27 protein-coding genes are annotated in these 25,981 nt (G+C 70.3%); 8 read left to right on the top strand and 19 right to left on the bottom strand.

Annotated elements, in window-relative coordinates; translation table 11 throughout:
- Nucleotides 1–8: 8 nt before the first annotated feature.
- The 5 genes from lspA to H2041_RS05700 all read right to left on the bottom strand — a co-directional run bounded on the left by lspA (nucleotide 9) and on the right by H2041_RS05700 (nucleotide 6,127).
- The gene (gene lspA, locus H2041_RS05720; RefSeq protein WP_293410451.1) at nucleotides 9–500 is read right to left on the bottom strand and encodes a signal peptidase II; all 492 of its coding nucleotides are present in this window, start codon (nucleotides 498–500) and stop codon (nucleotides 9–11) included.
- Nucleotides 501–558: 58 nt separating this feature from the next.
- Entirely contained in the window at nucleotides 559–3,507 is a 2,949-nt protein-coding gene (ileS, locus tag H2041_RS05715) for an isoleucine--tRNA ligase (protein ID WP_293410450.1), read from the bottom strand.
- A 163-nt stretch (nucleotides 3,508–3,670) separates the two neighbouring features.
- Nucleotides 3,671–4,735: a trypsin-like peptidase domain-containing protein gene (locus tag H2041_RS05710; protein WP_293410447.1), complete on the bottom strand. Its 1,065-nt coding sequence runs from the start codon at nucleotides 4,733–4,735 to the stop codon at nucleotides 3,671–3,673.
- A gap of 29 nt (nucleotides 4,736–4,764) precedes the next feature.
- Nucleotides 4,765–5,700 carry a bifunctional riboflavin kinase/FAD synthetase gene (locus H2041_RS05705; protein WP_293410445.1) on the bottom strand — a complete coding sequence of 312 codons (936 nt, stop codon included), beginning with the start codon at nucleotides 5,698–5,700 and terminating at the stop codon, nucleotides 4,765–4,767.
- A 4-nt stretch (nucleotides 5,701–5,704) separates the two neighbouring features.
- Nucleotides 5,705–6,127, bottom strand: coding sequence for a MaoC family dehydratase (locus H2041_RS05700; RefSeq protein WP_293410443.1), 423 nt, complete (start codon nucleotides 6,125–6,127; stop codon nucleotides 5,705–5,707).
- A gap of 123 nt (nucleotides 6,128–6,250) precedes the next feature.
- Between H2041_RS05700 and H2041_RS05695 the strand changes: the two genes are divergently transcribed.
- Nucleotides 6,251–6,730, top strand: a complete 480-nt coding sequence (locus H2041_RS05695; RefSeq protein ID WP_293410441.1) for a copper resistance protein NlpE — start codon at nucleotides 6,251–6,253, stop codon at nucleotides 6,728–6,730.
- A 6-nt stretch (nucleotides 6,731–6,736) separates the two neighbouring features.
- On the opposite strand, the gene H2041_RS05690 is transcribed toward H2041_RS05695, so the two are convergent.
- The 5 genes from H2041_RS05690 to H2041_RS05670 form a co-directional block, all read right to left on the bottom strand.
- Nucleotides 6,737–7,600: a TIGR01459 family HAD-type hydrolase gene (locus H2041_RS05690; RefSeq protein ID WP_293410440.1), complete on the bottom strand. Its 864-nt coding sequence runs from the start codon at nucleotides 7,598–7,600 to the stop codon at nucleotides 6,737–6,739.
- A 34-nt stretch (nucleotides 7,601–7,634) separates the two neighbouring features.
- Nucleotides 7,635–8,894 (bottom strand): EAL domain-containing protein, encoded by a 1,260-nt coding sequence (locus tag H2041_RS05685; RefSeq protein ID WP_293410438.1) that lies wholly within the window; start codon nucleotides 8,892–8,894, stop codon nucleotides 7,635–7,637.
- Between the two features lie 110 nt (nucleotides 8,895–9,004).
- Nucleotides 9,005–9,883, bottom strand: coding sequence for a 3-hydroxybutyryl-CoA dehydrogenase (locus H2041_RS05680; protein WP_293410436.1), 879 nt, complete (start codon nucleotides 9,881–9,883; stop codon nucleotides 9,005–9,007).
- 221 nt (nucleotides 9,884–10,104) lie between these two features.
- A complete protein-coding gene (locus H2041_RS05675; protein WP_293410434.1) occupies nucleotides 10,105–11,037 on the bottom strand; it encodes an electron transfer flavoprotein subunit alpha/FixB family protein in 933 nt (310 codons plus the stop codon).
- Nucleotides 11,037–11,786: an electron transfer flavoprotein subunit beta/FixA family protein gene (locus tag H2041_RS05670; protein ID WP_293410432.1), complete on the bottom strand. Its 750-nt coding sequence runs from the start codon at nucleotides 11,784–11,786 to the stop codon at nucleotides 11,037–11,039. The genes H2041_RS05675 and H2041_RS05670 overlap by 1 nt, the downstream gene beginning before the upstream one ends.
- 142 nt (nucleotides 11,787–11,928) lie before the next feature.
- Here H2041_RS05670 and H2041_RS05665 point away from each other — a divergent pair, with 142 nt between their 5' ends.
- Nucleotides 11,929–12,198 (top strand): hypothetical protein, encoded by a 270-nt coding sequence (locus tag H2041_RS05665; RefSeq protein WP_293410430.1) that lies wholly within the window; start codon nucleotides 11,929–11,931, stop codon nucleotides 12,196–12,198.
- Between the two features lie 13 nt (nucleotides 12,199–12,211).
- Here H2041_RS05665 and H2041_RS05660 read toward each other — a convergent pair whose 3' ends face one another.
- Nucleotides 12,212–12,790 carry a cob(I)yrinic acid a,c-diamide adenosyltransferase gene (locus H2041_RS05660; protein ID WP_293410428.1) on the bottom strand — a complete coding sequence of 193 codons (579 nt, stop codon included), beginning with the start codon at nucleotides 12,788–12,790 and terminating at the stop codon, nucleotides 12,212–12,214.
- A gap of 7 nt (nucleotides 12,791–12,797) precedes the next feature.
- Nucleotides 12,798–12,998: a twin transmembrane helix small protein gene (locus tag H2041_RS05655; RefSeq protein WP_293410425.1), complete on the bottom strand. Its 201-nt coding sequence runs from the start codon at nucleotides 12,996–12,998 to the stop codon at nucleotides 12,798–12,800.
- 370 nt (nucleotides 12,999–13,368) lie between these two features.
- On the opposite strand from H2041_RS05655, the gene H2041_RS05650 reads away from it, so the two are divergent.
- Together H2041_RS05650 and H2041_RS05645 are read left to right on the top strand one after the other, a co-directional pair.
- The gene (locus tag H2041_RS05650) at nucleotides 13,369–14,025 is read left to right on the top strand and encodes a TetR/AcrR family transcriptional regulator (protein ID WP_293410422.1); all 657 of its coding nucleotides are present in this window, start codon (nucleotides 13,369–13,371) and stop codon (nucleotides 14,023–14,025) included.
- A gap of 112 nt (nucleotides 14,026–14,137) precedes the next feature.
- Nucleotides 14,138–14,752: a TetR/AcrR family transcriptional regulator gene (locus H2041_RS05645; protein WP_293410420.1), complete on the top strand. Its 615-nt coding sequence runs from the start codon at nucleotides 14,138–14,140 to the stop codon at nucleotides 14,750–14,752.
- Nucleotides 14,753–14,776: 24 nt separating this feature from the next.
- Here the strand turns inward: H2041_RS05645 and H2041_RS05640 are convergent, their stop codons facing one another.
- Entirely contained in the window at nucleotides 14,777–16,420 is a 1,644-nt protein-coding gene (locus tag H2041_RS05640) for an acyl-CoA dehydrogenase family protein (protein WP_293410418.1), read from the bottom strand.
- Between the two features lie 74 nt (nucleotides 16,421–16,494).
- On the opposite strand from H2041_RS05640, the gene H2041_RS05635 reads away from it, so the two are divergent.
- Complete coding sequence (locus tag H2041_RS05635) at nucleotides 16,495–17,121, top strand: glutathione S-transferase (protein ID WP_293410415.1); 627 nt, start codon at nucleotides 16,495–16,497, stop codon at nucleotides 17,119–17,121.
- Here H2041_RS05635 and H2041_RS05630 read toward each other — a convergent pair.
- Nucleotides 17,118–17,915 carry an alpha/beta fold hydrolase gene (locus H2041_RS05630; RefSeq protein WP_293410412.1) on the bottom strand — a complete coding sequence of 266 codons (798 nt, stop codon included), beginning with the start codon at nucleotides 17,913–17,915 and terminating at the stop codon, nucleotides 17,118–17,120. The two genes, H2041_RS05635 and H2041_RS05630, sit on opposite strands and share 4 nt — an antisense overlap.
- 75 nt (nucleotides 17,916–17,990) lie before the next feature.
- On the opposite strand from H2041_RS05630, the gene H2041_RS05625 reads away from it, so the two are divergent.
- Nucleotides 17,991–18,974 carry a hypothetical protein gene (locus H2041_RS05625; protein WP_293410410.1) on the top strand — a complete coding sequence of 328 codons (984 nt, stop codon included), beginning with the start codon at nucleotides 17,991–17,993 and terminating at the stop codon, nucleotides 18,972–18,974.
- Between the two features lie 5 nt (nucleotides 18,975–18,979).
- Here the strand turns inward: H2041_RS05625 and H2041_RS05620 are convergent, their stop codons facing one another.
- The 5 genes from H2041_RS05620 to H2041_RS05600 all read right to left on the bottom strand — a co-directional run bounded on the left by H2041_RS05620 (nucleotide 18,980) and on the right by H2041_RS05600 (nucleotide 24,281).
- Nucleotides 18,980–19,363 (bottom strand): GFA family protein, encoded by a 384-nt coding sequence (locus H2041_RS05620; protein ID WP_293410407.1) that lies wholly within the window; start codon nucleotides 19,361–19,363, stop codon nucleotides 18,980–18,982.
- A 32-nt stretch (nucleotides 19,364–19,395) separates the two neighbouring features.
- Nucleotides 19,396–20,496 (bottom strand): aromatic ring-hydroxylating dioxygenase subunit alpha, encoded by a 1,101-nt coding sequence (locus H2041_RS05615; protein WP_293410405.1) that lies wholly within the window; start codon nucleotides 20,494–20,496, stop codon nucleotides 19,396–19,398.
- A gap of 45 nt (nucleotides 20,497–20,541) precedes the next feature.
- Nucleotides 20,542–22,146 carry an alpha-glucosidase family protein gene (locus H2041_RS05610; protein ID WP_293410403.1) on the bottom strand — a complete coding sequence of 535 codons (1,605 nt, stop codon included), beginning with the start codon at nucleotides 22,144–22,146 and terminating at the stop codon, nucleotides 20,542–20,544.
- A 1-nt stretch (nucleotide 22,147) separates the two neighbouring features.
- Complete coding sequence (locus H2041_RS05605) at nucleotides 22,148–22,753, bottom strand: ATP-dependent Clp protease proteolytic subunit (protein WP_293410400.1); 606 nt, start codon at nucleotides 22,751–22,753, stop codon at nucleotides 22,148–22,150.
- A 64-nt stretch (nucleotides 22,754–22,817) separates the two neighbouring features.
- A complete protein-coding gene (locus H2041_RS05600) occupies nucleotides 22,818–24,281 on the bottom strand; it encodes a M20 family peptidase (RefSeq protein WP_293410397.1) in 1,464 nt (487 codons plus the stop codon).
- A gap of 120 nt (nucleotides 24,282–24,401) precedes the next feature.
- On the opposite strand from H2041_RS05600, the gene H2041_RS05595 reads away from it, so the two are divergent.
- Nucleotides 24,402–25,127 carry an extensin family protein gene (locus H2041_RS05595; protein ID WP_293410395.1) on the top strand — a complete coding sequence of 242 codons (726 nt, stop codon included), beginning with the start codon at nucleotides 24,402–24,404 and terminating at the stop codon, nucleotides 25,125–25,127.
- Nucleotides 25,128–25,215: 88 nt separating this feature from the next.
- The gene (locus H2041_RS05590) at nucleotides 25,216–25,968 is read left to right on the top strand and encodes an extensin family protein (RefSeq protein ID WP_293410393.1); all 753 of its coding nucleotides are present in this window, start codon (nucleotides 25,216–25,218) and stop codon (nucleotides 25,966–25,968) included.
- Nucleotides 25,969–25,981 lie beyond the last annotated feature (13 nt).

The following is a 25,981-nucleotide window of genomic DNA, read 5'->3' as shown; positions in this document are numbered from 1 at the left end:
AACCACCCTCAGGCGCCAACGCCCTTGGTCTCGCGGCGGAGGCTGTCGAGCAGCAGCAGCACGACGCCGATGGTGATGCCGGAGTCGGCGATGTTGAACACCCAGGGGAAGTAGAGCCTCGAGACGTCGATGAAATCGACCACCGCCCCGAACCGCGCCCGGTCGATGGCGTTGCCGATCGCCCCGCCCATGACGAGGCCGAGCGCCGCCGCCAGCAGGCTGCGGTCGGCCTTTCGGGCCCAGAAGACCAGGACGATGGCCACGACCACGGAGAAGACCACCAGCAGCCAGCGGCCGAGGTCGGCGTCGGCGCGCAGCAGGCCGAAGCTGACGCCCTGATTCCACACCATGGTCAGGTGGAAGGGGCCGACCACCTGCTCGCTCAGTCGGCCGGGCAGGTCGTAGACGTAGAGGATCCAGTACTTGGAGAGCTGGTCGAGCACGATCACGGCGAGCGCGATCGCATAGGCGGTCCAACCCTGGCGGGTCGCCAGTTTCACGGGCCTCGTCTCCTCGTCAGCTCACGGTCAAGCCGGGCGGGCTTTATGGACGCAGCCCTCAGGCCGCGCCAGCCTCGCCGTGCGCGGCGTCCCAGGCGGCCACCGCCTCGGCGTCGCGCAGCGACAGGTCCGGATAGCGCGGATCCTCGCCCACCTCCGGCAGGACGCGCCAGGAGCGCGCGCATTTGCGCCCCTCGGCCTTGCGCGGCTCGACGGCGACCTTGGACTGTTCGGCCAGCCGGAAGGCGCCGGCCGGACCCTCGCCGGCCACCAGGCTCGCCTGGCTGGTGCGGAACACCTCGGCCGGGTCCAGGCCCTCGAAGGCGGCCATCAGCTCGGGGTCGGCGATATGGACCACCGGGGCGGCTTCCAGCGCCGCGCCGATGCGCTTCTCGCGACGTTCGACCTCCAGCGCGCCGGTCACCACCGCGGTCACCGCCTGCACCTTGGCCCAGCGGGCGGCCTCGGCCTCATTGCGCCATTCGGCTGGCGTCTGCGGGAAGACGCGCAGGGCGTTGGGGCCGGCGTCGGGGAAGCGCGTCGCCCAGGCCTCCTCGGTGGTGAAGGGCATCAGCGGCGCCAGCCAGACGGTCAGGCGCTCGAAGACGAGGTCCATCACCGTCCGCGCGGCGCGCCGCCGCAGGGCGCTGGGCATGTCGCAATAGAGGGCGTCGCGGCGCACGTCGAAGAAGAGCGCGGAGAGCTCCTCCTGGCAGAAGGCGATCAGCGGCCGGATCACGTCCTGGAAGGCGTAGGTCTCGTAGGCGGCGCGGACCTCGAGGTCGAGTTCCTGCAGCCGGTGCAGGATGAACCGCTCCAGCGGCGGCATCTGGTCGAGGGCGACCGCCTCGGCCTCCGAATAGCCGGCCAGGGCGCCCAGCATGTAGCGCAGGGTGTTGCGCAGCTTGCGGTAGGCGTCGGCGGTGGTGGCCAGGATGGTCTTGCCGATCCGCTGGTCGTCCGAATAGTCGACCATGGCGGCCCACAGGCGGATGATCTCGGCCCCGGACTCCTTGATCACCTGGTGGGGATCGACGGTGTTGCCCTTGGACTTGGACATCTTCTCGCCGTTCTCGTCCATGGTGAAGCCATGGGTGAGGACGCCGTTGTAGGGCGCGCGGCCCCGGGTGCCGGAGCTCTCGAGGAGGGAGGACTGGAACCAGCCGCGGTGCTGGTCGGAGCCTTCCAGATAGAGGTCGGCGGGCCAGCGGGTGTTCTCCCGGCCCTCCAGGGTGAAGGCGTGGGTCGAACCGGAGTCGAACCAGACGTCGAGAATGTCCTCGACCTTCTCGTAGCGCTCGGGATCGTGGGCCCCGAGGAAGTCGGCGGCGGGCCGCGTGAACCAGGCGTCGGCGCCCTCGGCCGCGATGGCGGCGATGATGCGGGCGTTGACCTCTTCGTCGTGCAGCGGCTGGCCCGTCTCCTTGTCGACGAACATGGCCAGCGGCGCGCCCCAGGCGCGCTGACGGCTGATCAGCCAGTCCGGCCGGCTCTCGACCATGGTGCGGATGCGGTTGCGGCCGGCCTCGGGATAGAAGGCGGTGGCCTCGATCGCCTCCAGCGCCGTCTCGCGCAGGGTGCGGCCGCCGTGCTGGGGCGTGTCCAGCGGCTGGTCCATGCGGATGAACCACTGCGGCGTGTTGCGGAAGATCACCGGCGCCTTGGAACGCCAGGAGTGCGGATAGGAATGCTCCAGCCGGCCGCGAGCCAGCAGGGCGCCGGCCTCGATCAGCTTCTCGATGACGGCGTTGTTGGCCGGGCCGAACTTCCCGGCCTTCTTGCCCTCGGTCTCCAGCACCTTGAGCCCGCCGAACAGCGCGACGTTCGGATAGTAGGCGCCGTCGGGATCGACCGTTTCGGGGATCTCGCGATGACCGTGGGCCAGCCAGACCAGATAGTCGTCGGCGCCGTGGCCCGGGGCGGTGTGGACGAAGCCCGTGCCGGCGTCGTCGGTGACGTGCTCGCCCGCCAGCAGGGGGACGGAGAAGGCGTAATGGGTGTCCAGCGCCGCCAGCGGGTGTTCGCAGACCATGCCGCGGCAGTCGACGGCCTCGATGCGGCGCCACCTGGCGACCTTGGCGGCCTTGAAGACGTCTTCGGCCAGCTTGTCGGCCACGATCAGCCGGTCGCCCGGCTTCGCCCAGGGCTCGAACTCCAGCCCCTCTTCCATGGCCTCGACCTGGAAGACCGAATAGGCGACGGCCTCGTTATAGGCGATGGCGCGGTTGGCGGGGATCGTCCAGGGCGTGGTGGTCCAGATCACCACGCTGGCGTTGCGGGCGGCGTCGGAGCCCTGGGCGACCGGGAACTTCACCCAGATCGTGGGGGAGACGTGGTCGTGATACTCGACCTCGGCGTCGGCCAGCGCCGTGCGCTCCACCGGGCTCCACATCACCGGTTTGGAGCCGCGATAGAGCTGGCCGCTCATGACGAACTTGTGGAACTCCGCGACGATGGCCGCCTCGCTGCCATAGTCCATGGTGGCGTAGCGGTTCTCCCAGTCGCCGATGACGCCCAGGCGCTTGAAGCCCTCCTTCTGGACCTCGATCCAGTGCGCGGCGTAGGCGCGGCACTTCTCGCGGAACTCGGCTTTGGAGACCTCGTCCTTGCGCCGGCCCTGGCTGCGCAGCTCTTCCTCGATCTTCCACTCGATCGGCAGGCCGTGGCAGTCCCAGCCGGGCACGTAGTCGACATCGTAGCCCAGGGCGAACCGCGAGCGGACCACGAAGTCCTTCAGAGTCTTCTGCAGGGCGTGGCCGATATGGATGGCGCCGTTGGCGTAGGGCGGGCCGTCGTGCAGCACGAAGAGCGGCGCGCCGGCGGCCTGCCGCGCCTTGCGGGCGGCCTGATAGAGGCCGATCTCGTCCCACTTGGCGAGGATCTGCGGCTCCTTCTGCGGCAGACCCGCGCGCATGGGGAAGTCGGTCTGGGGAAGGAAGACGGTCTCGCGATAGTCGCGGGCGCCCGGCTCGGTGGAAGCGGTGCGCTTGTCGGCGTCGTCAGCCATGGGAAATCTTAACGTCCAATCGGGTCGGAGAAGAGCGGAAACGTCCCGGCGCGCGCTGGATCGATGGGTCCGGCGGCGTCACGCCGGGCGGATAATTCGCTCGCTCGTCCAACCTCTTCTCATGGGCGCGTCCTAGCAGACGCCCGCCCGGGGGGCGAGCCCTTTAGGCCAGGGCTTCGAGCCGACGCTCCGGCGTCCGCTCCCGCGGCGTCACGGTGACCTCGAAGCGGCGGCCCTGGCGGATCGCCTCCAGCCGCATGGCGCGCCCGATGCTTTCGGGGCCGAGCGCCCGCAGGAGATCGTCCAGGCCCCGCAGCGGCCGGCCGTCGACCGCCGTCAGCAGGTCGCCGGTCTCCAGACCCGCGGCCCGCCCCGGACCCTGGGGGTCGAGGCCGGCGATCCACACGCCGAACGGATGGGAGAGCCCCATGGCGCGGGCCAGGTCGCGGGGCAGGGCGGCCTGCTGCGCGACGAGGCCGAGCGCGCCGCGCCGCACGCGGCCGTGCTGCAGCAGCTCGCCCATCACCCAGGCGGCGGTGTTGGCGGCGATGGCGAAGCAGAGCCCCTGCGCGCCGACGATGATCGCCGTGGCCACGCCGACGACGCGGCCGGCGCCGTCCACGAGCGGGCCGCCGGACGAGCCGGGATTGAGGGAGGCGTCGGTCTGGATCAGATCCTCGATCATCCGCCCGCGCTCGCCGCGCAGGGAGCGGCCCAGAGCCGAGACGACGCCGGCCGTCACCGTGGCGTCGAAGCCCAGCGGGGCGCCGATGGCCACCACCAGCTGGCCGGGCCGCAGGGTCTTGGAATCGCCCAGCTGCGCGTGGGGCAGGACCATCTCGCTCTCCGCCCGCAGGACGGCGAGGTCGGTGTCGGGGTCGTCGCCGATCACGCGCGCCCGCAGTTCCCGGCCGTCCTGGGTGCGCAGGCCCACAAGGCTCGCCCCGCGGACCACATGGCTGTTGGTGAGCACCAGCCCGTCCGGGGCCACGATCACGCCCGATCCCACGCCCTCGACGGCGCCGTCGGCGCGGAACGGGTGAACCCGCACGACCGCCGGGCCCACCTGTTCGACCGCGGTGACCACCACGCGGGAATAGCCGTCCAGCGGCGTCTCGACGGCCGGCGGATGATCTGCGGCCACAGGGGGCGGGAGCCGCCGCTGCGGCGCCTCCCGCCGGATCGCCCGGGCGAAGGTCTGATACTTGCTGGCCTTGGTGCGCGACACGTCCCCCGCCCCCCGCGTGGCCGGAAGCCTCAGAACTCCGGCATCAGGATTTTACGCGCCTGGGCGGCGTCGCGCATCACCTGTTCGACCATGGCGTCGAGGCCGTCGAACTTCAGCTCCGGCCGCAGGAAGGTGATGAGGTCCGTCTCGATGGTCTGGTCGTAGATGTCCTCGTCGAAGTCGAAGAGCCAGACCTCCAGCACCGGCGCCACCTCGCCGACCGTGGGATTGACGCCGATATTGGCCACCCCCGGCACCTCGCGCCCGTCGGGAAGGCGGGTGCGCGTGGCGTAGACGCCGAACTTCGGCTGCACGTAGTCGTCCACCTGGACATTGGCGGTGGGGAAGCCCAGTTCGCGGCCCAGCTGCCGCCCGCGCTGCACCGGACCCTCGATGGCGAACGGACGGCCGAGGATGGCCGCCGCCACCTCGGGCCGGCCGTCGCGCAAGGCGTCGCGCACGCCGGTGGAGGAGTACTTCTCCCCCTCCTTGTCGGCGACGGCGGCGGCCACCGACACGCTGAAGCCGAATTCCTCGCCATAGGCGCTCATGGTCGCGGGACTCCCGGTCCGGCCCTTGCCGAAGGAGATGTCGAAGCCGACGGCCACGTGCCGCACGCCCAGGCCCTCGTGCAGGACCTCGCGGGCGAACTCGCGGTCGGTGAGGTTCTTCATCTCCTCGTCGAACGGCAGGATGTAGAACAGGTCCACCCCCAGGGCCTCAAGCGCGCGGGCCTGCTGGGCCGGACGCATCAGGCGAAATGCCGGTTCATTGGGCTGGAAGATCCGCCGGGGATGCGGTTCGAAGCTGATCACGCCGAGCGGCGCGCCGAGCCGTCGCGCCGCCTCCGCCGCCTGGGCGATGACCTTCTGGTGCCCGCGGTGGACACCGTCGAAGTTTCCCAGCGCGACGGCCGCGCCGCGGTCGCGGGCCGACAGGCCCCGCCAGTCTCGAATGACACGCATCTGTTCAAGCGCTCCGCTTGGGAACCACGACCACGGCTTCGCCGTCAGCCACCACCTTGCCGCCCACCTTGCAGCTGGTCGCCAGCGTCACGTGACCGCGCCGCTCGTCCAGCTCGCGCACCACCACCTGGGCCACGACCTCGTCGCCGATGCCCACCGGCCGGCGGAAGCGCAGGCTCTGGGAGAGATAGACCGCGCCCGGACCCGGCAGGCGCGTGCCGAGCACGGCGGAGATATAGGCCCCGGTCAGCATGCCGTGGGCGATGCGCCGGCCGAAAGGCGTTTCCCGGGCGTAGTCCTCGTCCAGGTGCAGCGGATTGGTGTCGCCCGAGACCTGGGCGAAGGCCTCGATGTCGGCGGCGGTCACCGTGCGGGCGATCTCCGCACCCTGGTCGAGGCTGAGATCCTCGAAGAATAGTCCCGGCAAATCGCGCTCCCCTCTTGCGGCGTTCCTGGCGGCTCTACGGGCGCGGGGTTCATCTGGACGAAGCCCGCGTCCTCGCACACTCTCCGACCGCGTGGAGGCTTTCCAATGGGGGGGAAGATGGGAATGTTCAAGTCGAGCGTCGGGATCGCCATCCTGGCGGGCGTCCTGGCGTCGTGCGGCCAAGAGAGCGGCCGGCCGGCCGAAGAGGCCCCGCCGCAAACCACGGCGGCGGCGGAAGCGCCCGCCGAAACGCCGGTTCTGCTGGGCGTCTTCGAGGGCGTCCTGCCCTGCGCCGACTGCCCGGGCATCGAGACGCGGCTCGAACTGACCCGCAAGGGGCCTCATTGGGGCGACGGGACGTACCGGCTGACGGAAACCTATCAGGGCCGGGGCGATCCGATCGTCAGCGAGGGCGAGTGGGGCACGCTGCGCGGCAGCGCCGCCGATCCGGACGCCACCGTCTATCAGCTCGATCCGGCGACGCCGGAAACCAGCCGCTACTTCCGGGCGGACGGCGAAGATGCGCTGCGCGTGCTTGACCGGGATCTGAACGAGACGCCGGCCGACATGCCCTACACGCTCACCCGCGTGGCGGCGGAATAGCGGAGCTCACCAGCCGAGCGCCGCCATCGCCCAGCGCGCCTCCGCCCCTTCCTGGGCGAGCAGCCGGCCCACGGCCTCGGCGTTCAGGCCGTCAGGACCGATGGTCTCCGCGCCGTGGATCCCGCCGGCCACGAACAGCACGTCCAGGCCCTGGGCGTTGGCGCCCTTGACGTCGGTGGCCACACCGTCGCCGATGCAGAGAATGCGCGAGCGGTCGACGGGGCCGCCCGCCAGACGCTCGGCCTCGATCACGCACAGGTCGTAGATGGGCGCGTGCGGCTTGCCGGCCATGGCGACCTTGCCGCCCAGGGTCTCGTAGAGCTGGGCGAGCGCCCCGCCGCAATAGATCAGCCGGTCGCCGCGCTGCACGACGATGTCGGGATTGGCGCAGACCATCTCCAGGCCGCGGGCGGCGGCGGCCTCGAAGCGGTCCTGATAGTCGCCGGGGCCTTCGGTTTCGTCGTCGATGGGGCCGGTGCAGGCGATGAAGGCGGCCTCGTCCAGACGGGAGAAGGAGAGGCCCAGGCCCTCGTACAGCGGGGCGTCGCGGTCGGGGCCCAGGCGCCAGGCCGGACCGGGCGCGCGTTCGGCCAGCAGGCGACGGGTGGCGTCCCCGGAGGTGACGAAGGCCGACCAGGCCTCGCGCGGCACCTTCAGCGAGTCGAGCTGGGCCACCACGTCCTTGGATGGGCGTGGCGAGTTGGAGATCAGGATCACCGGTCCCCGCTCGGCGCGCCAGCGGGCGAGCGCCGCGCAGGCCTCGGGAAAGCTCTCCCGGCCGTTGTGGATGACGCCCCAGACGTCGCTCAGCAGGACGTCGTAGCGGTCGGTGAGGTCGGAAAGGCCTTGCGGCGTGGCGGGCGTGATCATGGCCGCGCGGCGGTAGCCTTCGCCGCGCCTGCGGTCAACCGCGTCCGCCGGCGCGTCGGCGGAGGTTCTGGCGCAGGAAATCCGTCGGCGGGTCGGCCTCGGCCAGGACCGCCTCGCGGATCGGGCGCGGCTCGCCGAACAGGTGCCCCTGGCCGTAGCCGACGTCGAGCTCCAGGAGGTCGACGATCTGGCGCTCGCTCTCGACCTTCTCGACGATCACCTCGACGCCATAGCGGCGGGTCAGCTGGCAGAAGTCCTCGGCCGCGAGGTCCGGCAGGGACTTCAGCACCAGGCGGCCGTCCAGCTCGACCATCTCGTCCAGCAGCATCTGGGCGCCCACGCGGACGAACTTCACGTCCGACCGGCTGAGATCCTGCAGGTCGAAATCGAGGTCGGTGACCTTGTCCAGCGAGAAGCGGAAGCCGAGATCGGCGAGCTTGGCCATGTTGCGGGCTTCCACCGAGCCGCGCGCCTCGAAGGCGGCCTGGCCCAGTTCGAAGATGAGCGCGCCGGCGAGATCCCGGTTGGCCGAGAGCATGTCCAGGAACTGCGGGAAGAAGCTCTCGTCGCCCAGGCTGGTGGGCGCCACATTGCAGAAGATGCCGACCTGACGGTCCTGCTTGGCCAGGCGACGCACGATCTGGACGCAGCGGAACAGCAGCAGGTTGTCGATCGAGGTCATCAACCCTTCAGGCTCGGCGACGCTGATGTACTCGGCGGGCATCAGGACCCGGCCGCTCTCGTCGCGCAGGCGCGAGAAGCTCTCGTAGAAGACCGTCCGCCGCTGGGGCAGGGCCACGACCGGCTGGAGATAGAGGTCGACGCGGTTTTCCGCGAGCGCGCCCCGCACCGTCTCCAGCAGGGCGGATTCCCGTCGATGGTCGTGGGCGTGGCGGGCGTGGATCGGCGGGGCGGTCATCCGCTCCTCCAGCCGCTGGCCCATGCGCTGCACCAGGTCCTCCAGCATGTGGACCTCGCTCGACAGTTCTTCGGAGCGGCGAAGGGCGTCGTCGGTGATCGTCTCGACCACCTCGGAGAGGCGCGCGTCCACCCGCTCCACCTGGTCGATCAGGATCTTGTGGGCGTCACGGATGGCGGCGATCTCGGTGCGCAGGCCGGCCGCGGTGAGCGCGTGCTCGATCAGCCCGTGGAAGGCGAAGGCCAGACCCAGGCCGCCGACCAGGGCCGCAACGCCCGCACCCCATCCGCCGCCGTTTCGCCAAAGCGACAGGGCGATGATCAGGGCCAGACAGAGATAGGCGCCGCAGAGCAGCGCGAGAGTCAGCCGTCGCATGATCCCGCCTGTTCGAATCGCCCCGATTATCGAACGGCGAGGCTCTGCAAGTCGAATGGATTAACAGAGTCGAAGTGACGCGGCCGCCGGGCGGCGGCGAAACCGGCCGATCAGCGGGTCGGGACCGGCGTCTCGCCGCGATAGTCGTAGAAGCCGCGGCCGGCCTTGCGGCCCAGCCAACCGGCCTCGACATACTTCACCAGCAGCGGGCAGGGCCGGTACTTGGAGTCGGCCAGGCCGTCGTAGAGGACGTTCATGATCGACAGGACGGTGTCCAGCCCGATGAAGTCGCCCAGCTCCAGCGGGCCCATGGGATGGTTGGCGCCCAGCTTCATGGCCGTGTCGATGGCCTCCACCGTGCCGACCCCCTCATAGAGGGTGTAGATGGCCTCGTTGATCATCGGCACCAGGATGCGGTTGACGATGAAGGCGGGGAAGTCCTCGGCGTTGGCGGTGGTCTTGCCGAGCGAGCGCGCGAAGCTCACCGCGGCCTCGTAGGTTCCGGCGTCGGTCGCGATGCCCCGGATGATCTCCACCAGGTTCATGCGCGGCACGGGGTTCATGAAGTGCAGGCCGATGAACCGCTCGGGCCGGTCCGTGGCCGAGGCCAGACGGGTGATCGAGATGGACGAGGTGTTGGAGGCCAGCAGGGTGTTTTCGGCCAGGTGCGGCGACAGGGCGCGGAAGATGGTCTTCTTGACCTCTTCGTTCTCGGTCGCAGCCTCGATGGCCAGGTCGGTGGCGCCGACGTCCTGAAGCTCGACGGCCGGCTTGATGCGGGCCAGAGCGGCGTCCATCTGCGCCTGGTCGATCATCCCGCGGGAGACCTGGCGGGCCATGGCCTGCTCGACGATCGAGACGCCCGCCTCGATGCGCTCGCGGCTGACGTCGTGCAGCCGGACTTCGTATCCGCCCAAGGCGCAGACGTGCGCGATGCCGGAGCCCATCTGGCCGGCGCCGATGACGCCGACAGACTTGATCTCAACCATGTCCATTCGCCCCAAAAACTGGCGGGCGGACGAAGAGCCGCCTCTGTCTGTGACGGCTTTCTAACATGCCGCGCGCGGGCCACGCCAAGGCCTTTATGTTGCGCCGCAATGTAATCGGTGTTCCGCCTGTGGCCGGAATGTCGCGCCTTCGCCGGCGCCGGGCGCAAGAAAAAAGGCGGCGCCCGGGGGCGCCGCCTTCGTTCTCCGGTCCGGTCCGTCGGTCAGCCGAGGGCGGACATCAGCTCCGGCACGGCCGACTTGTAGTCGGCGACCAGGCCGTAGTCGGCGACCTGGAAGATCGGCGCGTCGGGGTCCTTGTTGATCGCCACGATCACCTTGGAGTCCTTCATGCCGGCCAGGTGCTGGATGGCGCCGGAGATGCCGATGGCGATGTAGAGCTCCGGGGCGACGACCTTGCCGGTCTGGCCGACCTGGTAGTCGTTGGGCGCATAGCCCGCGTCCACGGCCGCGCGGCTGGCGCCGACGGCGGCGCCGAGCTTGTCGGCCAGGGGCTCGATCACCTTCTGGAACTCTTCGGCCGAGCCCATGGCGCGTCCGCCGGAGACCACGATCTTGGCGCCGGTCAGTTCCGGACGCTCGGACTTCACGATCTCTTCGTTCACGAACTTGGTGGCGCCCGCGCCGGCCCCGGCGTCGGCGTTCTCCACGGAGGCCGAGCCGCCTTCGCCGGCCGCCTTGAAGGCGGTCGTGCGGACGGTCAGGACCTTCTTGGCGTCTGAGGACTGGATGGTCTCCAGGGCGTTGCCGGCATAGATCGGGCGAACGAAGGTCGAGCCGTCGACCACCTCGATCACGTCGGAGATGTAGGAGACGTCCAGCTTGGCCGCGACGCGGGGCGCGAAGTTCTTGCCCTGCGAGGTGGCCGGGGCGACGACGGCGTCGTAGCCGGCGGCCAGCGGCACGATGGCGGCCTCGAAGGCCTCGGCCAGACCGTGGCCCAGGTCGTCGCTCTCGGCCAGCAGGACCTTGCGCACGCCTTCGATCTTGGCGGCCGCGTCGGCGACGCCCTTGGCGTCCTTGCCGGCCACCAGCACGTCGACGTCGCCGCCGATGGCCTTGGCCGCCGAGACGGCCTTGTGGGTGTTGTCGCTGAGCGCGCCGCCGGCGTGGTCGGCGATGACGAGAACGGCCATTAGAGCACCCCCGCTTCGTTCTTGAGCTTGGCGACCAGGTCGGCCGCGGTTTCGACCTTGATGCCGCCGCCGCGCTTCGGCGGCTCGGTCACCTTCACCACCTTCAGGCGGGGGGCGACGTCGACGCCGTAGGAGGAGACCTCCTTGGTGTCGAGCGGCTTCTTCTTGGCCTTCATGATGTTGGGCAGCGAGGCGTAGCGCGGCTCGTTCAGGCGCAGGTCGGCGGTGACGATCATCGGCAGCGGCGCCTCGATCGTCTGCAGGCCGCCGTCGACTTCACGCGTCACGGTCGCCTTGTCGCCGGACACTTCGACCTTGGAGGCGAAGGTGGCCTGCGGCCAGCCGAGCAGGGCCGCCAGCATCTGGCCGGTGGCGTTGTTGTCGCCGTCGATGGCCTGCTTGCCGAGGACCACCAGCTTCGGCGCCTCCTCGTCGATGACGCCCTTGAGCACCTTGGCCACGGCCAGCGGCTCGAGGTTGGCGTCGGTCTGGACGAGGATGGCGCGGTCGGCGCCCATGGCCAGGGCGGTCCGCAGGGTTTCCTGCGCCTGCGCCGGGCCGATGGAGACGGCCACGACCTCGGTCGCGACGCCCTTTTCCTTCAGACGGACCGCCTCTTCGACGGCGATCTCGCAGAAGGGGTTCATGGACATCTTCACATTGGCGAGGTCCACACCGGTTTCGTCGGACTTCACCCGCGGCTTGACGTTGTAATCGATCACCCGTTTGACCGGGACCAACACCTTCATGAGGGCCTCAAATTCGCTTTGGGAAGAATGGGTCGCATGGGGGCATAACGTTTCCCGCGCGCTTTGCAAGTCGGGGATATGGGGCGATTGGCGCCCCACGTGGCCCTAGTCAGGCCGCAATGCGCCGAATATGAGCGTTTCCATGAGCCGCATCATCAACCGACTGAAACTCGTATTCCTGGGCGTCTTCGCCGTCCTGGTGGCCGGCATGTTCGGCTACCATGCCTACTTCGTCTGGCCCGGCGAACGGTGCGAGGCGAAGGGCCGCTGGTGGGATCCGGAGACCCGCATCTGCGCCCGCCCGGTCCTGATCTCCGACATCACCGGCCGGACGCTTCCGGAGAAGAAGGCCGCCGAAGCCCGCGCCGCGGCCGCCGCGGCGGCCGAAGCCGAGACGCCCGCCGCGAACTAGGCCGCCCGCCGTTTCAGGTCTCCCGGGTCGCGCCAGGAATCCACAGGACGTCTTCGGCGCCGTTGTGGTTGGCGCGCCGCGCGGCGACGAACAGCAGGTCGGACAGCCTGTTCAGGTATTTGAGCGCCGGGGCGTTGACCGCCTGCTCGGCGGCGAGGCCCACGGCCAGCCGCTCCGCCCGGCGACAGACGGTCCGGGCCAGGTGCAGGGCCGCGGCGGCGGCCGAGCCCCCGGGCAGCACGAAGGAGGTGAGCGGGCCCAGATCGGCGTTGATGCGGTCGATCTCGGCCTCCAGCCGGTCCACCTGCCCCTGCGTCGTGCGCAGGACCTTGGCCGGGTCTTCGCCCTCGCGCACCGGCCGGGCAAGGTCGGCGCCGAGATCGAAGAGGTCGTTCTGGGCGCGGCTCAGAATGGCGTCGAGTTCGGCGTCCTGGGCGGTGTGCAGCCGGGCCAGCCCGATGCAGGCGTTGGCCTCGTCCACGGCTCCGTAGGCCTCCACCCGGACGTCGGTCTTGCTGACCTCCGAGCCGTCGGCGAGCCGCGTGCGGCCGCCGTCGCCGGTGCGGGTGTAGATGCGGTTCAGCACGACCATGGCGGGGTCAGCCGTTGTGCCGCCACCACACGGCGACCACCAGGACCAGGATGGCGCAGGCCTGGAGGATCACGCGCAGGCGCATCAGCCGGTTGGAATAGGAGCGGCCGAAGTCGCCGCCGCGGAAGAGAGAATAGATGCCCACGCCCAGCGCCGCCGTCACGGCCAGCAGGCTGAGGGGAATGAGGACGGCGAAGAGCTGGTTCATGCCCTATAATCTAGGCGCTTGTCGGCCGATGCGCGACTCCGCACACGCGTCGCAGTCTCCTGTTCCAGTGATCTGGCTCATCGAACGGCGTTTGGATCGCAGCCGGGGAGATCCTTCGACGGTGGGCGGCAAAGAAACCCTTAGCGGGTTGGAAACCATCTGCGACGGTGCGTCGCGCGCAACGGGCGCCGAAATTGTTCGCAACAGGCGCCGTCGCCATTGTAACAGCGGTTATTGAACACGCTCGATGAACATCCTCACTTGAGATCGTCTCCGATCGAGCGCAAATAGGCCGCCGAGATCGACGTTCGACGATTCAGGGTTGCAACCCGCGGTCGAGCCCACTTCACGGCGTGGTCAGCTGGAGTAGATGAGTATGAAACACGTGTCCGGAATCGAAGGTCAGAGCGAAGCCCGCGTCCGCATGCCGACGCGTCGCGCCCTGGCCAAGCAGCAGACCCGCGCCAAGGTCCTGGCCGCCGCCCGTCAGCTGTTCAGCACCGAAGGCTATGAAGGCGCGACCATCCGCGACATCGCCGCGGCCGCCGGCATGTCGACCGGCGCGGTCTTCGCCAACTTCGCCGACAAGTCCGAACTCTTCCGCGAAATCATGGTCGCCGACCTGGCGGCCCTGGAGGAGGCCATGATCGAGGCCGCCGCCCGCGGCCGCAACGTCGACGACGCGCTGCTCAAGATCTTCAGCGCCGGCTACGCCTTCTACAAGAGCCAGATGCCGCTCGCGCGCGCGGCCTTCGGCATGTCCTGGTCCTGCGAGGACGGTCAGGCCCTGCGCGGCATCGCCCACGTGCAACACATCGTCGACCTCTTCGGGGAACAGCTCGCCCTTGGCGTCGAGCGCGGCGAACTTTCCCAGGAGTGTGAGATCAAGCTGCGCAGCCAGATGCTGTTCGACGCCTATCTCGCCAACTATCCCAACGCGATCTTCGCCGGCTGGGGCCTGGACGCCCTTCAAGCGCGCGCCCGCGATCAGATTCGCGTCATCCTGGCCGGCGCGCGCCGCGGCTGAGCCGCCGAACTGTTTCAAAACTGAAATGGGCCTTGCGGGCCGGGCCGCCTCAGGTTCAGCTAGGCGCGGTACAGTTGCAGGACGCGTCGTCAGAACGCGCTTGGGGGGAAATTTGAACGTACGCCAGGCCCAAAAGGAGGCGACCCGGCAACGCGTCCTCGACGCGGCGCGCGACCTTTTCGAGACCGTCGGCTACGAGGAGACCACCGTGCGGGAGATCGCGCGGCAGGCCGGCGTCGCCGTCGGCAGCGTCTTCACCTGCTTCGCCTCCAAGGCCGACGTGCTGAGCCAGGTGATGGCCGAGCGGCTGGACGACCTCTATGCCGAGCTCGATCGGGTCGCGCCGCACCTGCGGGGTTCGACCGTCGACCGGCTCTGTTCGATCTTCGCTCTGCATTACGCGTTCGAGACCCGGCGCACTCAGCTCTTCCTGGCCCACATCTCCGCCGCCTACGCCTGGCGGCCGGGGTCGCCCACCACGCCCTATGGCCGCAATCCGCGTCTGCGCGGCGTGATCCGCGACTGCGTGACGGCGGGGGTGGAGCTCGGCGACGTCGATCCCGCCGCCGATCCGGACCTGATCGTCGACACGCTGATGGCCGCCTATGCGTGGAACTACCGGCTGGCCGCCTGGGAGGACGCCTCGCCCGAGCGCATGAGCGGCGTGATGGACGCGCAGATCGCCCTCATCGCCCGCGGCTTCACCCCCGGCAGGGCGGCGTCCTGATCCCGACGCCTCGCGCGCGGCGACCTAGTTGCCGCCCTCCAGCAGCCGCCGCGCAATGACCTGCGCCTGAATCTCGCCGGCGCCTTCGAAGATGTTCAGGATGCGGGCGTCGGCCAGCAGCCGGCTCACCGGCTGTTCCACCGCAAATCCGTTGCCGCCATGGATCTGGACCGCGTTGTCGGCGCTGGCCCAGGCGATCCGGGCGGCGGTCAGCTTGGCCATGCCCGCCTCCAGATCGCAGCGCCGGCCTTCGTCCTTGGCGCGTGCGGCGTACCAGGCCAGCCGGCGCGCCCCGAGGATCTCGGCGGCCATCATGGCGATCTTGTCCGCCACGCGCGGGAAGCTGGCCAGCGGCTGACCGAACTGCCGGCGCGCGAGGGCGTAGTCGACGGCCAGGTCGAGGGCGTTCTGGGCCACGCCGATGGCGCGCGCAGCCGTCTGGATGCGGGCGGATTCGAAGGTGGCCATCAGCTGGACGAAGCCCTGGCCTTCCCGTCCGCCGAGCAGGGCGTCGGCCGGAACCTCGAACCCGTCGAAGGCGATCTCATACTCCTTCATCCCCCGATAGCCGATGACCGCGATCTCCGCGCCGCTCATGCCCGCGGCGGGGAAGGGCTCAGCGTCGCCGCCGCGCGGCTTCTGCGCCAGCAACATGGACAGGCCGCGGTGGTCGCGGCTTTCGGGGGCGGTGCGGACCAGAAGCGTCATCAGGTCCGCGCGGGCGGCGTGGGTGATCCAGGTCTTGGCGCCGCTGACGCGCCAGCCGCCGGGGGTCCGATCGGCTCGCGTGCGGAGGGCGGCGAGGTCCGAGCCGGCCTCCGGCTCGGTGAAGACCGCCGTGGGCAGGATCTGTCCCGCGGCGATGGCCGGCAGCAGGCGCGTCTTCTGCTCCTCCGTTCCGTGGGCCAGGATCAACTCGCCGGCGATCTCCGAGCGGGTGCCGAGGGAGCCCACGCCGATATAGCCCCGCGACAGGGCCTCGGAGACCACGCACATGGCCACCTTGCCGAGCCCCGACCCGCCATAGGCCTCGGGCAGGGTCAGGCCGAAGACGCCGAGGGCCGAGAGCTCCTCGACGAGCGGCAGGGGAATCAGCGCGTCGTCCAGGTGCCAACGATGGGCGAAGGGGGCGATCTTCGCCGCCGCGAACGCGCAGAACTGGTCGGCGATCTGTTCGTAGGTCGCGTCGAGCCCGCTCGCCTCCAGCGACGGCCGGCCGCGGGCGGCCGCCAGCAGTTCGACAATGCGCGCAGACGCGCCCGGCGGCGGGCGCAGGCGCTCGGCCAGGGGCGCAAGACGGGCGGGGTCGAATCCCATCTCGCCCGGCCGGACGATCTCGCCCTGGCTCATCGGCAGGCCGCCGGCAAGCTGGCTCAGATACTCGTAGGCGAGCAGTTGGGCCGGACGGGCGCTGGCCTCGTCGAACTGCCCCGCCGCCGACAGCTCGCGCGCCCAGGCCGCCGTCTGACGGAGAGTCTGGGCGTAGGCCGCCGCCCAGGCGAGGCCGTGGGCGGCCCTCTGTTCGTCGTCCAGGCGCCGGCGGTCGAGCCGGCCCTCGGGCGCGATGGCGGCGGACAGGGCGAGGCGGCCCTGCGCCACGCAGGCCTCGGCCGCCTCGGCGGCGTCCTCCAGGCGATCGATCAGGTCGGCGGGAACTTCGGCGGTCATGAGCGGACTATAGGCGCAGCTTGCCCGGCGGCGCCACGTATGCGTACGCTGTAAGCGAAAAATCGGAGCCGCAAATGATCGTCGTCCACCACCTCAACGATTCCCGCTCTCAGCGCATTCTCTGGCTCCTGGAGGAACTGGGCGCGCCCTATGAGATCCGCAACTATGCGCGCGACGCCCAGACCCGGCTGGCGCCGCCGGAGCTGAAGGCCGTCCATCCCCTCGGCAAGTCGCCGGTGGTCACCGACGGCGAGATGACGGTTCACGAGTCGGGCGCGATCATCGACTACCTGATCCGCCGCCACGGGGCCGGAAAGCTGCAGCCGCCGGCGGGCAGCGCCGACCACGAGGTCTATCTGCAGTGGCTGCACTACGCCGAGGGCTCGGCCATGCTGCCCCTGATGCTGTTCATGTACGTCATGCGCCTGGGCGAGGGGGGCGCCCCCCTGCATCCGCGCATCGAGGGCGAGATCGACAACCACCTCGCCTATCTCGACCAGGCGCTCGAGGGCCGGGACTATCTGCTCGGCGAGGCCCTGACGGGCGCCGACATCCAGATGAGCTTCGTCGGCGAGGTCGGCCGCGCCTTCGGGAAACTGGCCGGCTACCCCCAAGCCACGGCCTGGCTGGACAGGCTGCACGCTCGGCCGGCCTACAAGGCCGCCATCGAGCGTGGCGGCCCCTACGGCCTGGGCGGCTAGAAGCGGTCCGCGAAGGGGTCGTCGAGCATCCCGTCGAGGAAGTCGAAGACGGCGGCCTTGGTGAGGGCGTGCGGAATGGCCGAGAAGTGGTCGCAACCGACCACGGTCACCCCGCGTCCTTCCGGGAAGGCGGAGGCCAGGCCGTCCGGATCGCCGGCGCCTGAGTCCCTCTGACCCGCCACCACCAGCACCGGCACGGGCGAGCGGTTCATGGCCTCCACGTCCAGCGGCGGATTCTGCGCCCGGGTGAAGGCGGCCAGGGCCCGGCGATCCTCGCCCTGTTCGTCGGCGAAGTGGCGGAAGCTGCGGAGCATGGGGTGGCTGATGGTTTCGGGGTCGTCAGCCAGCATGGCCTGCGCCATGGCGTCGGTCGGGCCGGACGGCGCGCGCGGCTCGAGCAGCTTCTCCCCCACGCCGCCGAGGATCAGGTTCGAGAACCGTTCCGGAGCCGCCATCGCGGCGGCGAGCGCGGTGCGCGCGCCCATGGAATAGCCGAACAGGTCCACGCGCCGCAGGTCCAGATGGTCGAGGAGGGCGATCACGTCGGCCGCCAACCGGTCGCGGCCATAGGCTTCCGGCTCGTACAGCTTTGCGCTCTCGCCATGGCCGCGCTGGTCGAGGGCGATGCAGCGCATGCCGCGGCGCTCCAGGGCGGCGTACCAGCCCGTGCGACGCCAGCCTTCCTTCCGGTTGGAGGCGAAGCCGTGGACCAGCAGCATGACGCCCCGGGACTCGTCCGGGGGCGCGATGTCGTCAAAGGCGATCTCGACGCCGTCTGTCGTGAAGGTCGGCATTAAACACTCAATAACGTCGTTCGATAGAATATGCGGCGATCGGCCGCAGAAAGACGGCCGGCAATGGAGGGAGCTATGGGCGAAACGGGTCCCGATCAATCGATCGAGCTCACCATGGACCGGATCGAGCGCGAGGCAAAGCGCGCCGCCCGGGCCAAGGAGCTCCAGGAGCGCTTCGGCGCGGCCGGCGAGGGTCGCATGGGGCCGGCGGCGGAGGCCGACGCCCTGGCGCAGAGGATCGCGCAGCTCACCGGCTGCCACAGGATCCCCTATCGCCCGCGCGACTGGGCGAGCGTGGCCGCCAAGCCGCGCATCCAGGTGGTGCGGACCAACGATCGCGAGATGGAGGCGCGCCGGGCGCTGAACGCCTACCGGCCCGGATGGCTGGAGCAGCTCTTCGGCTCCGACCGCGAGAAGCGCCGGCAACTGGCCGCCCGCGTCGCCGAGGCCGTCACCCAGGACGAGCAGGCCTATCGCGAAGCCTGGCGCGAGGCCCAGAAGCACAACGGCGAGATCGACTTCGCCTGCAAGCTCGCCGAACTCGACATGCGCACCATCAACGAGGGGCTTTCGGAACACACGACCCTGCCGGCGGCCTATGACGCCGTCGACCGCTTCCGCTTCTGCTCGCCGGCGAAGGGGCGGTTCCAGATTCAGATCGAGGCCCACGACCTGGCGGGCCTGCCCTGCGAGGAAGCCGAACGCCAGCCCGGCGGCCGGGCGGTGTTCCGCCCCATGCCGCGCGGGCGCCTGCATCAGCTTCATGGCGCCAATGTCTGCGCCTCGGCCCTCCGGTTCGCCGTCGAGATGCTGGGCTTCCTGCCGCTCGACGAGGTGGAGGTCGTCACCCACTGCGACCTGCGCAACCCGAACACCGGCCTGTTCGAGCGCCATCCCATCCTGCAGATGAAGCTGACCCACGCCGTGGCGGCGCGCACGCCGTTCGAGAAGGCCGAACCCATCGCCCTGGCCGCCCAGGTCGGGGCCAGGATGAACTGGACGCTGCAGGCGGGCTTCTCCCCCATCTCCCTCGACGGGCTGGAGGTCGACGCCGCCTGACGCCGCTAGGGCCGGGGCTCCTCCCGGTTCCGGGGGTAGCGGCGGTCAAGCGGGAAGGGCGGGAGCCAGGCCTCCCTGCGTACGGTCCAGGATTCGTGGGTCGGGACGAACTGGTTCGGCTCGTCCAGCGCGCCCAGGTGGACCTCGATCTCGTCGTCCGTGCGGGCGAGGACCGAGGATCCGCAGCGCCGGCAGAAGCATCGACCGGCAGAGTCGCCCATCTCGCCTTGGACGCTCACCGCCTCCCGCGGGAAGATGGCGGCGGCGTAGAAGAGCGCGCCGTGATGCTTGCGGCAGTCCAGGCAGTGGCAGAGGGCGACCCGACGGGGCCGGCCCACGGCGACGAACCGGACATCCCCGCAGAGACAACCGCCCTGGAACTGTTCCATGTCCGTCTCCGCCGGCGGGCGCGCGCTTCAGCCTAGCTGCGCCAGCGGAGCTGCGCGGGCTCCACCGGATTGGCGAAAGCCCGGCCCTCACGCCGGCTCTGGGCCCATTCGCGCTTGAGCTGCTGATACCACTTGGCCTGGCGGTCGGCGTCGTCGATCCACAGCAGGGAGGGATCGTAGCGCAGGCCCTCGTTCTGCAGGTTCACCATGTCGCCGTCCTGGCGCAGGAAGGCCCGGGCGCCGGCGGCGATGAAGGGCTTGAGCAGCCAGAAGGCCGGATGGTCCGACCAGACGATCTGGGTGATCCGCGTCTTGGCGGCGTTCAGCGGCGTCAGGCAGGTAAGCGACAGCACCTGCCGCTCGCCCACCGTCACATGCTCCCAGCGCAGGCCCGGAATGCGGAAGGTGATCTCGGTGAGCGGCTCGCCGCCCAGGATGGCGTAGGCGCGGCTGTTCTTGGACGGCTCGTGCCGGACCATGGAGAAGCCCTGCTCGCGCGGCTCGAACCGCTTCGACTTCTCGTGCTGGCTCTTGGAGGAGCGCCACCACCACTGCTGGTGGACGTAGGGCCCGTGGGCCGGGTCCATCAGGCCGACGACGGCGTGGTCGATATGGCTGTCGAAGTCCATGCGGTCGACCAGCTTGGGCTTTCCGCCGACCACGCCTGGAAAGACCGGCGGATCGTAGTCTGGCTCGCCGGCGCCGCGGGCGTCGCTGGCCATCCAGATGAAGACCAGGCCCTGGCTTTCGCGAACGGGGAAGCGGCGCACGCGGATCTTGGAGACGTCCATCGCCTGGTCGGCCACCAGGGAGGGAATGGCCGTGCAGGCGCCGTCCGTGCCGAAGCGCCAGCCGTGATAGGGGCATTCGACGCTCTCGCGCCCGTCGGCCTCCGCCGTCAGCTTGCCGGCCGAAAGGGGCGCGGCGCGGTGGGGGCAGATGTCGCGGATGGCGTAGGCCTCGCCCTTGCGCCCGCGGCCCAGCAGGACGGGCTCGCCGAGGATCTCGTAGCGCTGCAACTTGCCCGGCTTCAGGTCGCTGGAGAGGGCCGCGAAGTACCAGATGTCGGTGAGGAAGCCCTCGCCGAACTTCGTCGCGGTCGCGCGGGTGGTCTTGCTGTCGCCTTCGGCCATGGGCGCCTTCTAGCGGGCCGGAAACGGCCCCGCACCTAATCTAGATCAAAGTTTCAGGAACCGGCAGGCATGCGGCCCGAGCGACAGGCCGCCCTCCCGCGGTTCGGCCGTCCCGGCGCTCACGGGCAGCATCTCGCCGCCCTTCAGCAGAGGGTGAACCGCCTCGGCCGCGGCGCTGCTCATGTTGAAGACGCAGGCCACCGCCTGGCCCTCATGGCGGCGGACGAAGGCGAGGATGGGCTCGGGCGTGTCCAGGAACTCGATGCCGCCCAGGGTGAGGGCGCGCGACGCCTTGCGCAGGGCGATCATCTGCCGCGCGAAGGCCAGGGCCGAGCGGGGATCGAGCTCCTGCCGGTCGACCGCCAGCGGCCGGTGCGCCTCGGCCGCGGGCAGCCAGGCCGCGCCGGTGGAGAAGCCGAGCTGGGGCGCATCGGCCTGCCAGGGCATGGGCGTGCGGGCCCCGTCGCGGCCCTTGGCGATCGGCCAGTAGAGATCGCCCACCGGATCGCGCAGCTCGTTGCGCGTCAGTTCGGCTTCAGGCAGACCCAGCTCCTCGCCCTGATAGAGCAGGATCGTCCCGCGCAGGCTCATCAGGAGGCCGAGCATCAGCTTGGCGACGGCCACGCCCGCGCCTGGACCGCCGAAGCGGCTGACCGTGCGCATCACGTCGTGGTTGCTGAGCGAGATCGTGGGCCAGTGATCGGGATGGGCCTCCAGCGTCCGGTAGTGGTCGCGGAACGGCCCGGCCGCCAGCCTGCGCGCCTTCAGGAGCACGAAGGTGTAGGCCGAGTGCAGCCCCTCCTGCGGGCTGCAATAGGCGCCGCAGCGCTCCTCCTCCTCGGAGAACTCGCCGAACACGAAGCGGTCGGCGCCGTGCGACTCGACGCGGCGGCGGACCTCGTCCAGCAGGGGGATGTTCTCGGGCAGGTTGGAATCGAACAGGTGCCGCTGCATGTCGCTGGCGTGGGCCCAGGCGGCGCGATCGCGCTCGGCGGGCGGAACCGCCGGATTGTCCCGCAGCAGGTCGTCGTGGAGGAAGGCGTTGGCCACGTCGAGGCGGAAGCCGTCGGCGCCGCGGGCGAGCCAGGTGTCGAGCACCGAGAGGGCGGCTTCCCGGGTCGCCGGGTTGCGCCAGTTGAGCTTGGGCTGCTGGCGCAGGAACTTGTGGTGATAGTGCTGGCGGCGCGCCGGCTGATAGGCCCAGGCCGGCCCGCCGAAGACGCTGAGCCAGTTGTTGGGCGCGGTCCCGTCGTCGGCCGGATCGGCCCAGACGTACCAGTCGGCCTTGTCCCCGCCCGAACCCCCGTCGCGGCTGGCCGCGAACCAGGGATGCTCGTCGGAGGTGTGGGAGAGAACCTCGTCCAGCAGGACACGCAGGCCGCGGGCGTGCGCGGCCTGCGTCAGGGCCTGGAAGTCCTCGACCGAGCCGTAGTCCGGGTGGACCTCGTCATAGTCGGAGACGTCGTAGCCCCAGTCGCGATTGGGCGAGGGGTGGATGGGGGAGAGCCAGACGGCGTCGACGCCCAGGCTCTGCAGATAGTCCAGCTTGGCCATGACGCCCGCAAGGTCGCCATGACCGTCCCCGTCGGAGTCGAAGAAACTCCGGACGTAGACGTGGTAGACCACCGCCCCCTTCCACCAGGGGCCCATGTCAGACCGCCGCGGCGTTCTCGATGATCTTCGAGACGAGGCCGTATTCGACCGCCTTCTCGGCGTTCATCCAGAAGTTCCGATCGGTGTCCTTGACGACCTTCTCATAGGTCTGGCCGGTCTCGCGCGCGATGATGCGGTTGACCCGCTCGCGCATCTTGACGATCTCCTCGGCCTCGATCTCGATGTCCGAGGCCTGGCCCCGCACGCCGCCCATCGGCTGGTGCAGCAGGAAGCGGGTGTTCGGCAGGCAGAAGCGGTTCTCCTTGGTGGCGCCCAGGAAGATGTGCGCCCCGGCGCTCGCCACCCAGCCGGTGCCGATGACCTTCACCTTGGGACCGCAGTAGCGGATCATGTCGTGGACGGTGTCGCCGCTTTCCACGTGGCCGCCGGGGGAATTGACGAAGACCTTGATGTCCTCGTCGCTCTCGCCCGACAGGGCCAGCAGCTGGGCGGAGACGCGCTCGGCCAGCCGCATGTCGATCTCACCGAAGATGAGGACGGTGCGCGACTTGAAGAGCGCGTTCTGCACCGGCCCCGCCGTCATCGGCATGTCCGGCAGGCGGCCCTCTTTGTCGTCGTCTTCGTCTTCGAGGCGGAAACCCATTACGCTCTCCTAGAAATCAGCGGTGAGGCGGAACGTGCGTCCTCGCGCGCTCCGCCGCAAGGGGTCAGCGCGCCGCCGTGGCCATGAGCCGGGCGTAGAAGCGCACCATGCGGTCGAGATTCCCCAGCGTCATGCGCTCGTCCACCCCATGGATCATGGTCGTCTCGGACATGGAGAGGGTGATCGGCTGGAAGCGGTAGGTGTCCTGCGCCACCTCGGCCAGAAAGCGGCTGTCGGTGCCGGCGGTGACCAGGCCCGGCGCGACCGGAGCGCCGGTGACGTCGGCGGCGAGGGCGGCGATCACCTTCCAGCCGTCGGATTCCGTCGACGAGACGGCCGAGGGCTCCACCGGCGGACGGGACCAGGCGAATTCCACCGGCAGGTCGCCGACGGCGTCCTTCGCGCGCGCCAGAACGTCCTCCGAGGTGTCGCCGGGCGCGATGCGGTAGTTGATCCAGGCCTTGGCCTCGCGCGGCAGGACGTTCTCCTTGGCGCTGCCCTGCAGCATGGTCGGCGCGATGGTGGTGTGCAGCAGGGCCGCGCCGGCCGGGGTGGCCGCCATCTGGCGCAAGATCAGCGGCTCGGTCGCCCAGGTATTGGCCAGCGCCGCCTTCAGCGGCAGGGGCGCATCGGCGCCCAGGGTGCGCAGCATGTCGGCGCCGGGACCCTCCAGGCTCATCGGGAAGGGATGGTCGGTGATCTCGCTCACCGCCTTGGCCAGAACGCCGACCCCGGTCTGCGGCGGCGGGGCCGAGGAGTGGCCGCCGTCCGCCGGCGCCGAGACGATGAGGGTCGCATAGCCCTTCTCGGCGACGCCGATCAGGGCGGCGGGGCCGCCGGTCAGCGGATTGTCGGCGACCACCAGCAGGCCCTCGTCGAGGACGAACTGCGCCTTCAGGCCGCGGGCCTTCAGCAGGTCGTTGGCCGCCTGAGCCCCGCCGCCGCCGACCTCCTCGTCGTGGCCGCTGACGATGATGATGGTGCGGCGCGGCTGGAAGCCGGACGCCGCCAGGGCCTCGGCCGCCTCGAACAGGCCGATCAGGGACCCCTTGTCGTCCACCGCCCCGCGGCCCCAGACCGCGCCGTCGGCGATGACGCCGTCGAAGGGCGGATGGGTCCAGCCCTCGGCCGCGTCGGCCGGCACGACGTCCTGGTGGGCCATCAGGACGATGGGATCGAGGGACGCGTCGGACCCCGGCCAGGTGTAGACGAGGGTATGGCCGGCGACGACGTCGCGGCTCATGACCCGATGCGCCGCCGGATAGGTGGTCTGCAGCCAGGCGTGCAGCCGGTCCCACTCGGCGGCCTGGTTGTCGGCGGCCTCCTGGTGGCTGACGGTCCGGAAGCCGATGGCCTGGGACAGGTGGGCGGCGGCTGTCTGCAGGTCGAATGCGGGGGCGGGGGCCAGCGCCGTCCCAGGGTCGAGGGCGACCGGCGCCTCGTAGGTGGCGGTCCGCACGGCCGCCACGCCCGCCAGAACGACCACCGCCACCCCGGCGGCCAGCGCCGCCTTTGTCCAGATCCGCATGAGACCCCCCTGTCCTTCGCGACGGGACCTTAGGTCGCCGGCCCGCGCCAAGCCAAGGGCGTATGAACCGCCGCCCCCGGCCGGCGTTCGTCATCCGTGGAGCTTCCGGACTGGATCAGGGTGAAAAGGCCGGCGCCGCCCGAGGCTCTCGCCTTCGGAGGGCTGTGGGCGAGCCTGCTCGACTTCGCCCTGGTGGCCGTGGCGCTGGTCTGGGCGATCGACGCCTTCGCGCCGCCCCAGGACCTGCCCTGGAAGCCTCTCCGCCTCTCGCAGCCGCCGGGCCTCGCCACCGCGGCCAAGTTCGAGCGCGCCGCCCAGGATCCCGAGCTCTGTCGCCAGATCCTCGAGGAGGGCGGCGTCGACTTCACCGAAGAGCCCGACCGGCGGGCGAGCGACTGTCCGTTGACCAATACGCTGCGTCTGCGCGGCGGCGTGACGCCCCTGTCGCCCGCCGCGCCGGTGATGACCTGCCCGCTGGCGCTCGCCTACGCCTTCTGGGACCGTCACGTGCTCGAGCCGGTGGTCGAGCGCACGCTGGAGACGCAGGTGGCGCGGGTGGAGCACTACGGCGTCTTCGCCTGCCGCAACATCTACGGCCGGGCGGAAGGCCGCCGCAGCGAGCATGCCGGCGCCAACGCCCTCGATGTCGCCGCCCTCGCCCTGCAGGACGGCCGGCGCATCAGCGTCGTGGGCGACTTCCGCGACGAGGACGAGACGGGTGCGGCTCTGCGGGCGGCGCGGACCGGCGCCTGCGACTATTTCCGCGCCGTGCTCAGCCCCGACTACAACGCCGCCCACGCCGACCACCTGCATCTGGATTTCGGCCGATACGGCGTCTGTCGCTAGATTACGCGCCGCCGCCGTTAACCTTCGGTCGCCTCGCCGCGCCAGGCCCGCTAGGGTCGACGCGACCTGAACCGCCCTGCGCGAGGCCATGGCCGCCTATCGAGTCCCGCATCGTCCCGAGGTGGAGGCCCGCGCCCGGCGCCAGACCCAGATCGCCCGCTGGGTCGGGCTTGCGCTGATCTGGCTCCTCGTCGGCGTCCTGATCTTCCTCGGCGAACGCGCCATTCCCGACCAGCATCTGCCCTGGACGCCCCTCAGCGTCGTCGACCCCATCGGGGCGGCGACCAAGGCCAAGGCCGCGCGAACCGGCGAGGACGTGGCCGCCTGCCGCGGCGTGCTGGCCAAGGGCGGCCTGACCTATGTGCTGGCCGAAGACTCCGCCAACGGCTTCTGCTCGGTCCGGGACGCAATCCAGATCACCGGCGGCATGGCCCCGCTCCTGCCGGCCGATGCGGCCATGACCTGCAAGCAGGCCCTCGCCGTCGCCATCTGGGAACGCCAGATCGTCCAGCCCGCCGCCTTCGAGGCCTTCGGGCACGCGGTGGTCGGCATCGAGCACTACGGCGCCTATTCCTGCCGCCGGATCTACGGCCAGCAGGCCGGGCCGCCCAGCGAGCACGCCAGCGCCAACGCCCTGGACGTGGCCGGCTTCCGGCTGGCCAACGGGGAGGTGGTGTGGGTCAAGTCCGATTGGGACGATCCCGGGCTGCGGGGCCGCTTCCTGCGCCAGGTGCGGGAGGGCGCCTGCCGCGTCTTCATCACCACCCTGTCGCCCGACTACAACGCCGCGCACGCCGACCACCTTCACCTGGACATGGGCGGCAAGCCCCTGTGCGCCTGAGCCACACCCGGCG

Source organism: Phenylobacterium sp. (assembly GCF_013911965.1).
In the GTDB taxonomy this organism is placed as follows: domain Bacteria; phylum Pseudomonadota; class Alphaproteobacteria; order Caulobacterales; family Caulobacteraceae; genus Phenylobacterium.
The sequence above is the reverse complement of the archived record's forward strand: the minus strand, read 5'-3'. Positions and strand labels throughout refer to the sequence as shown.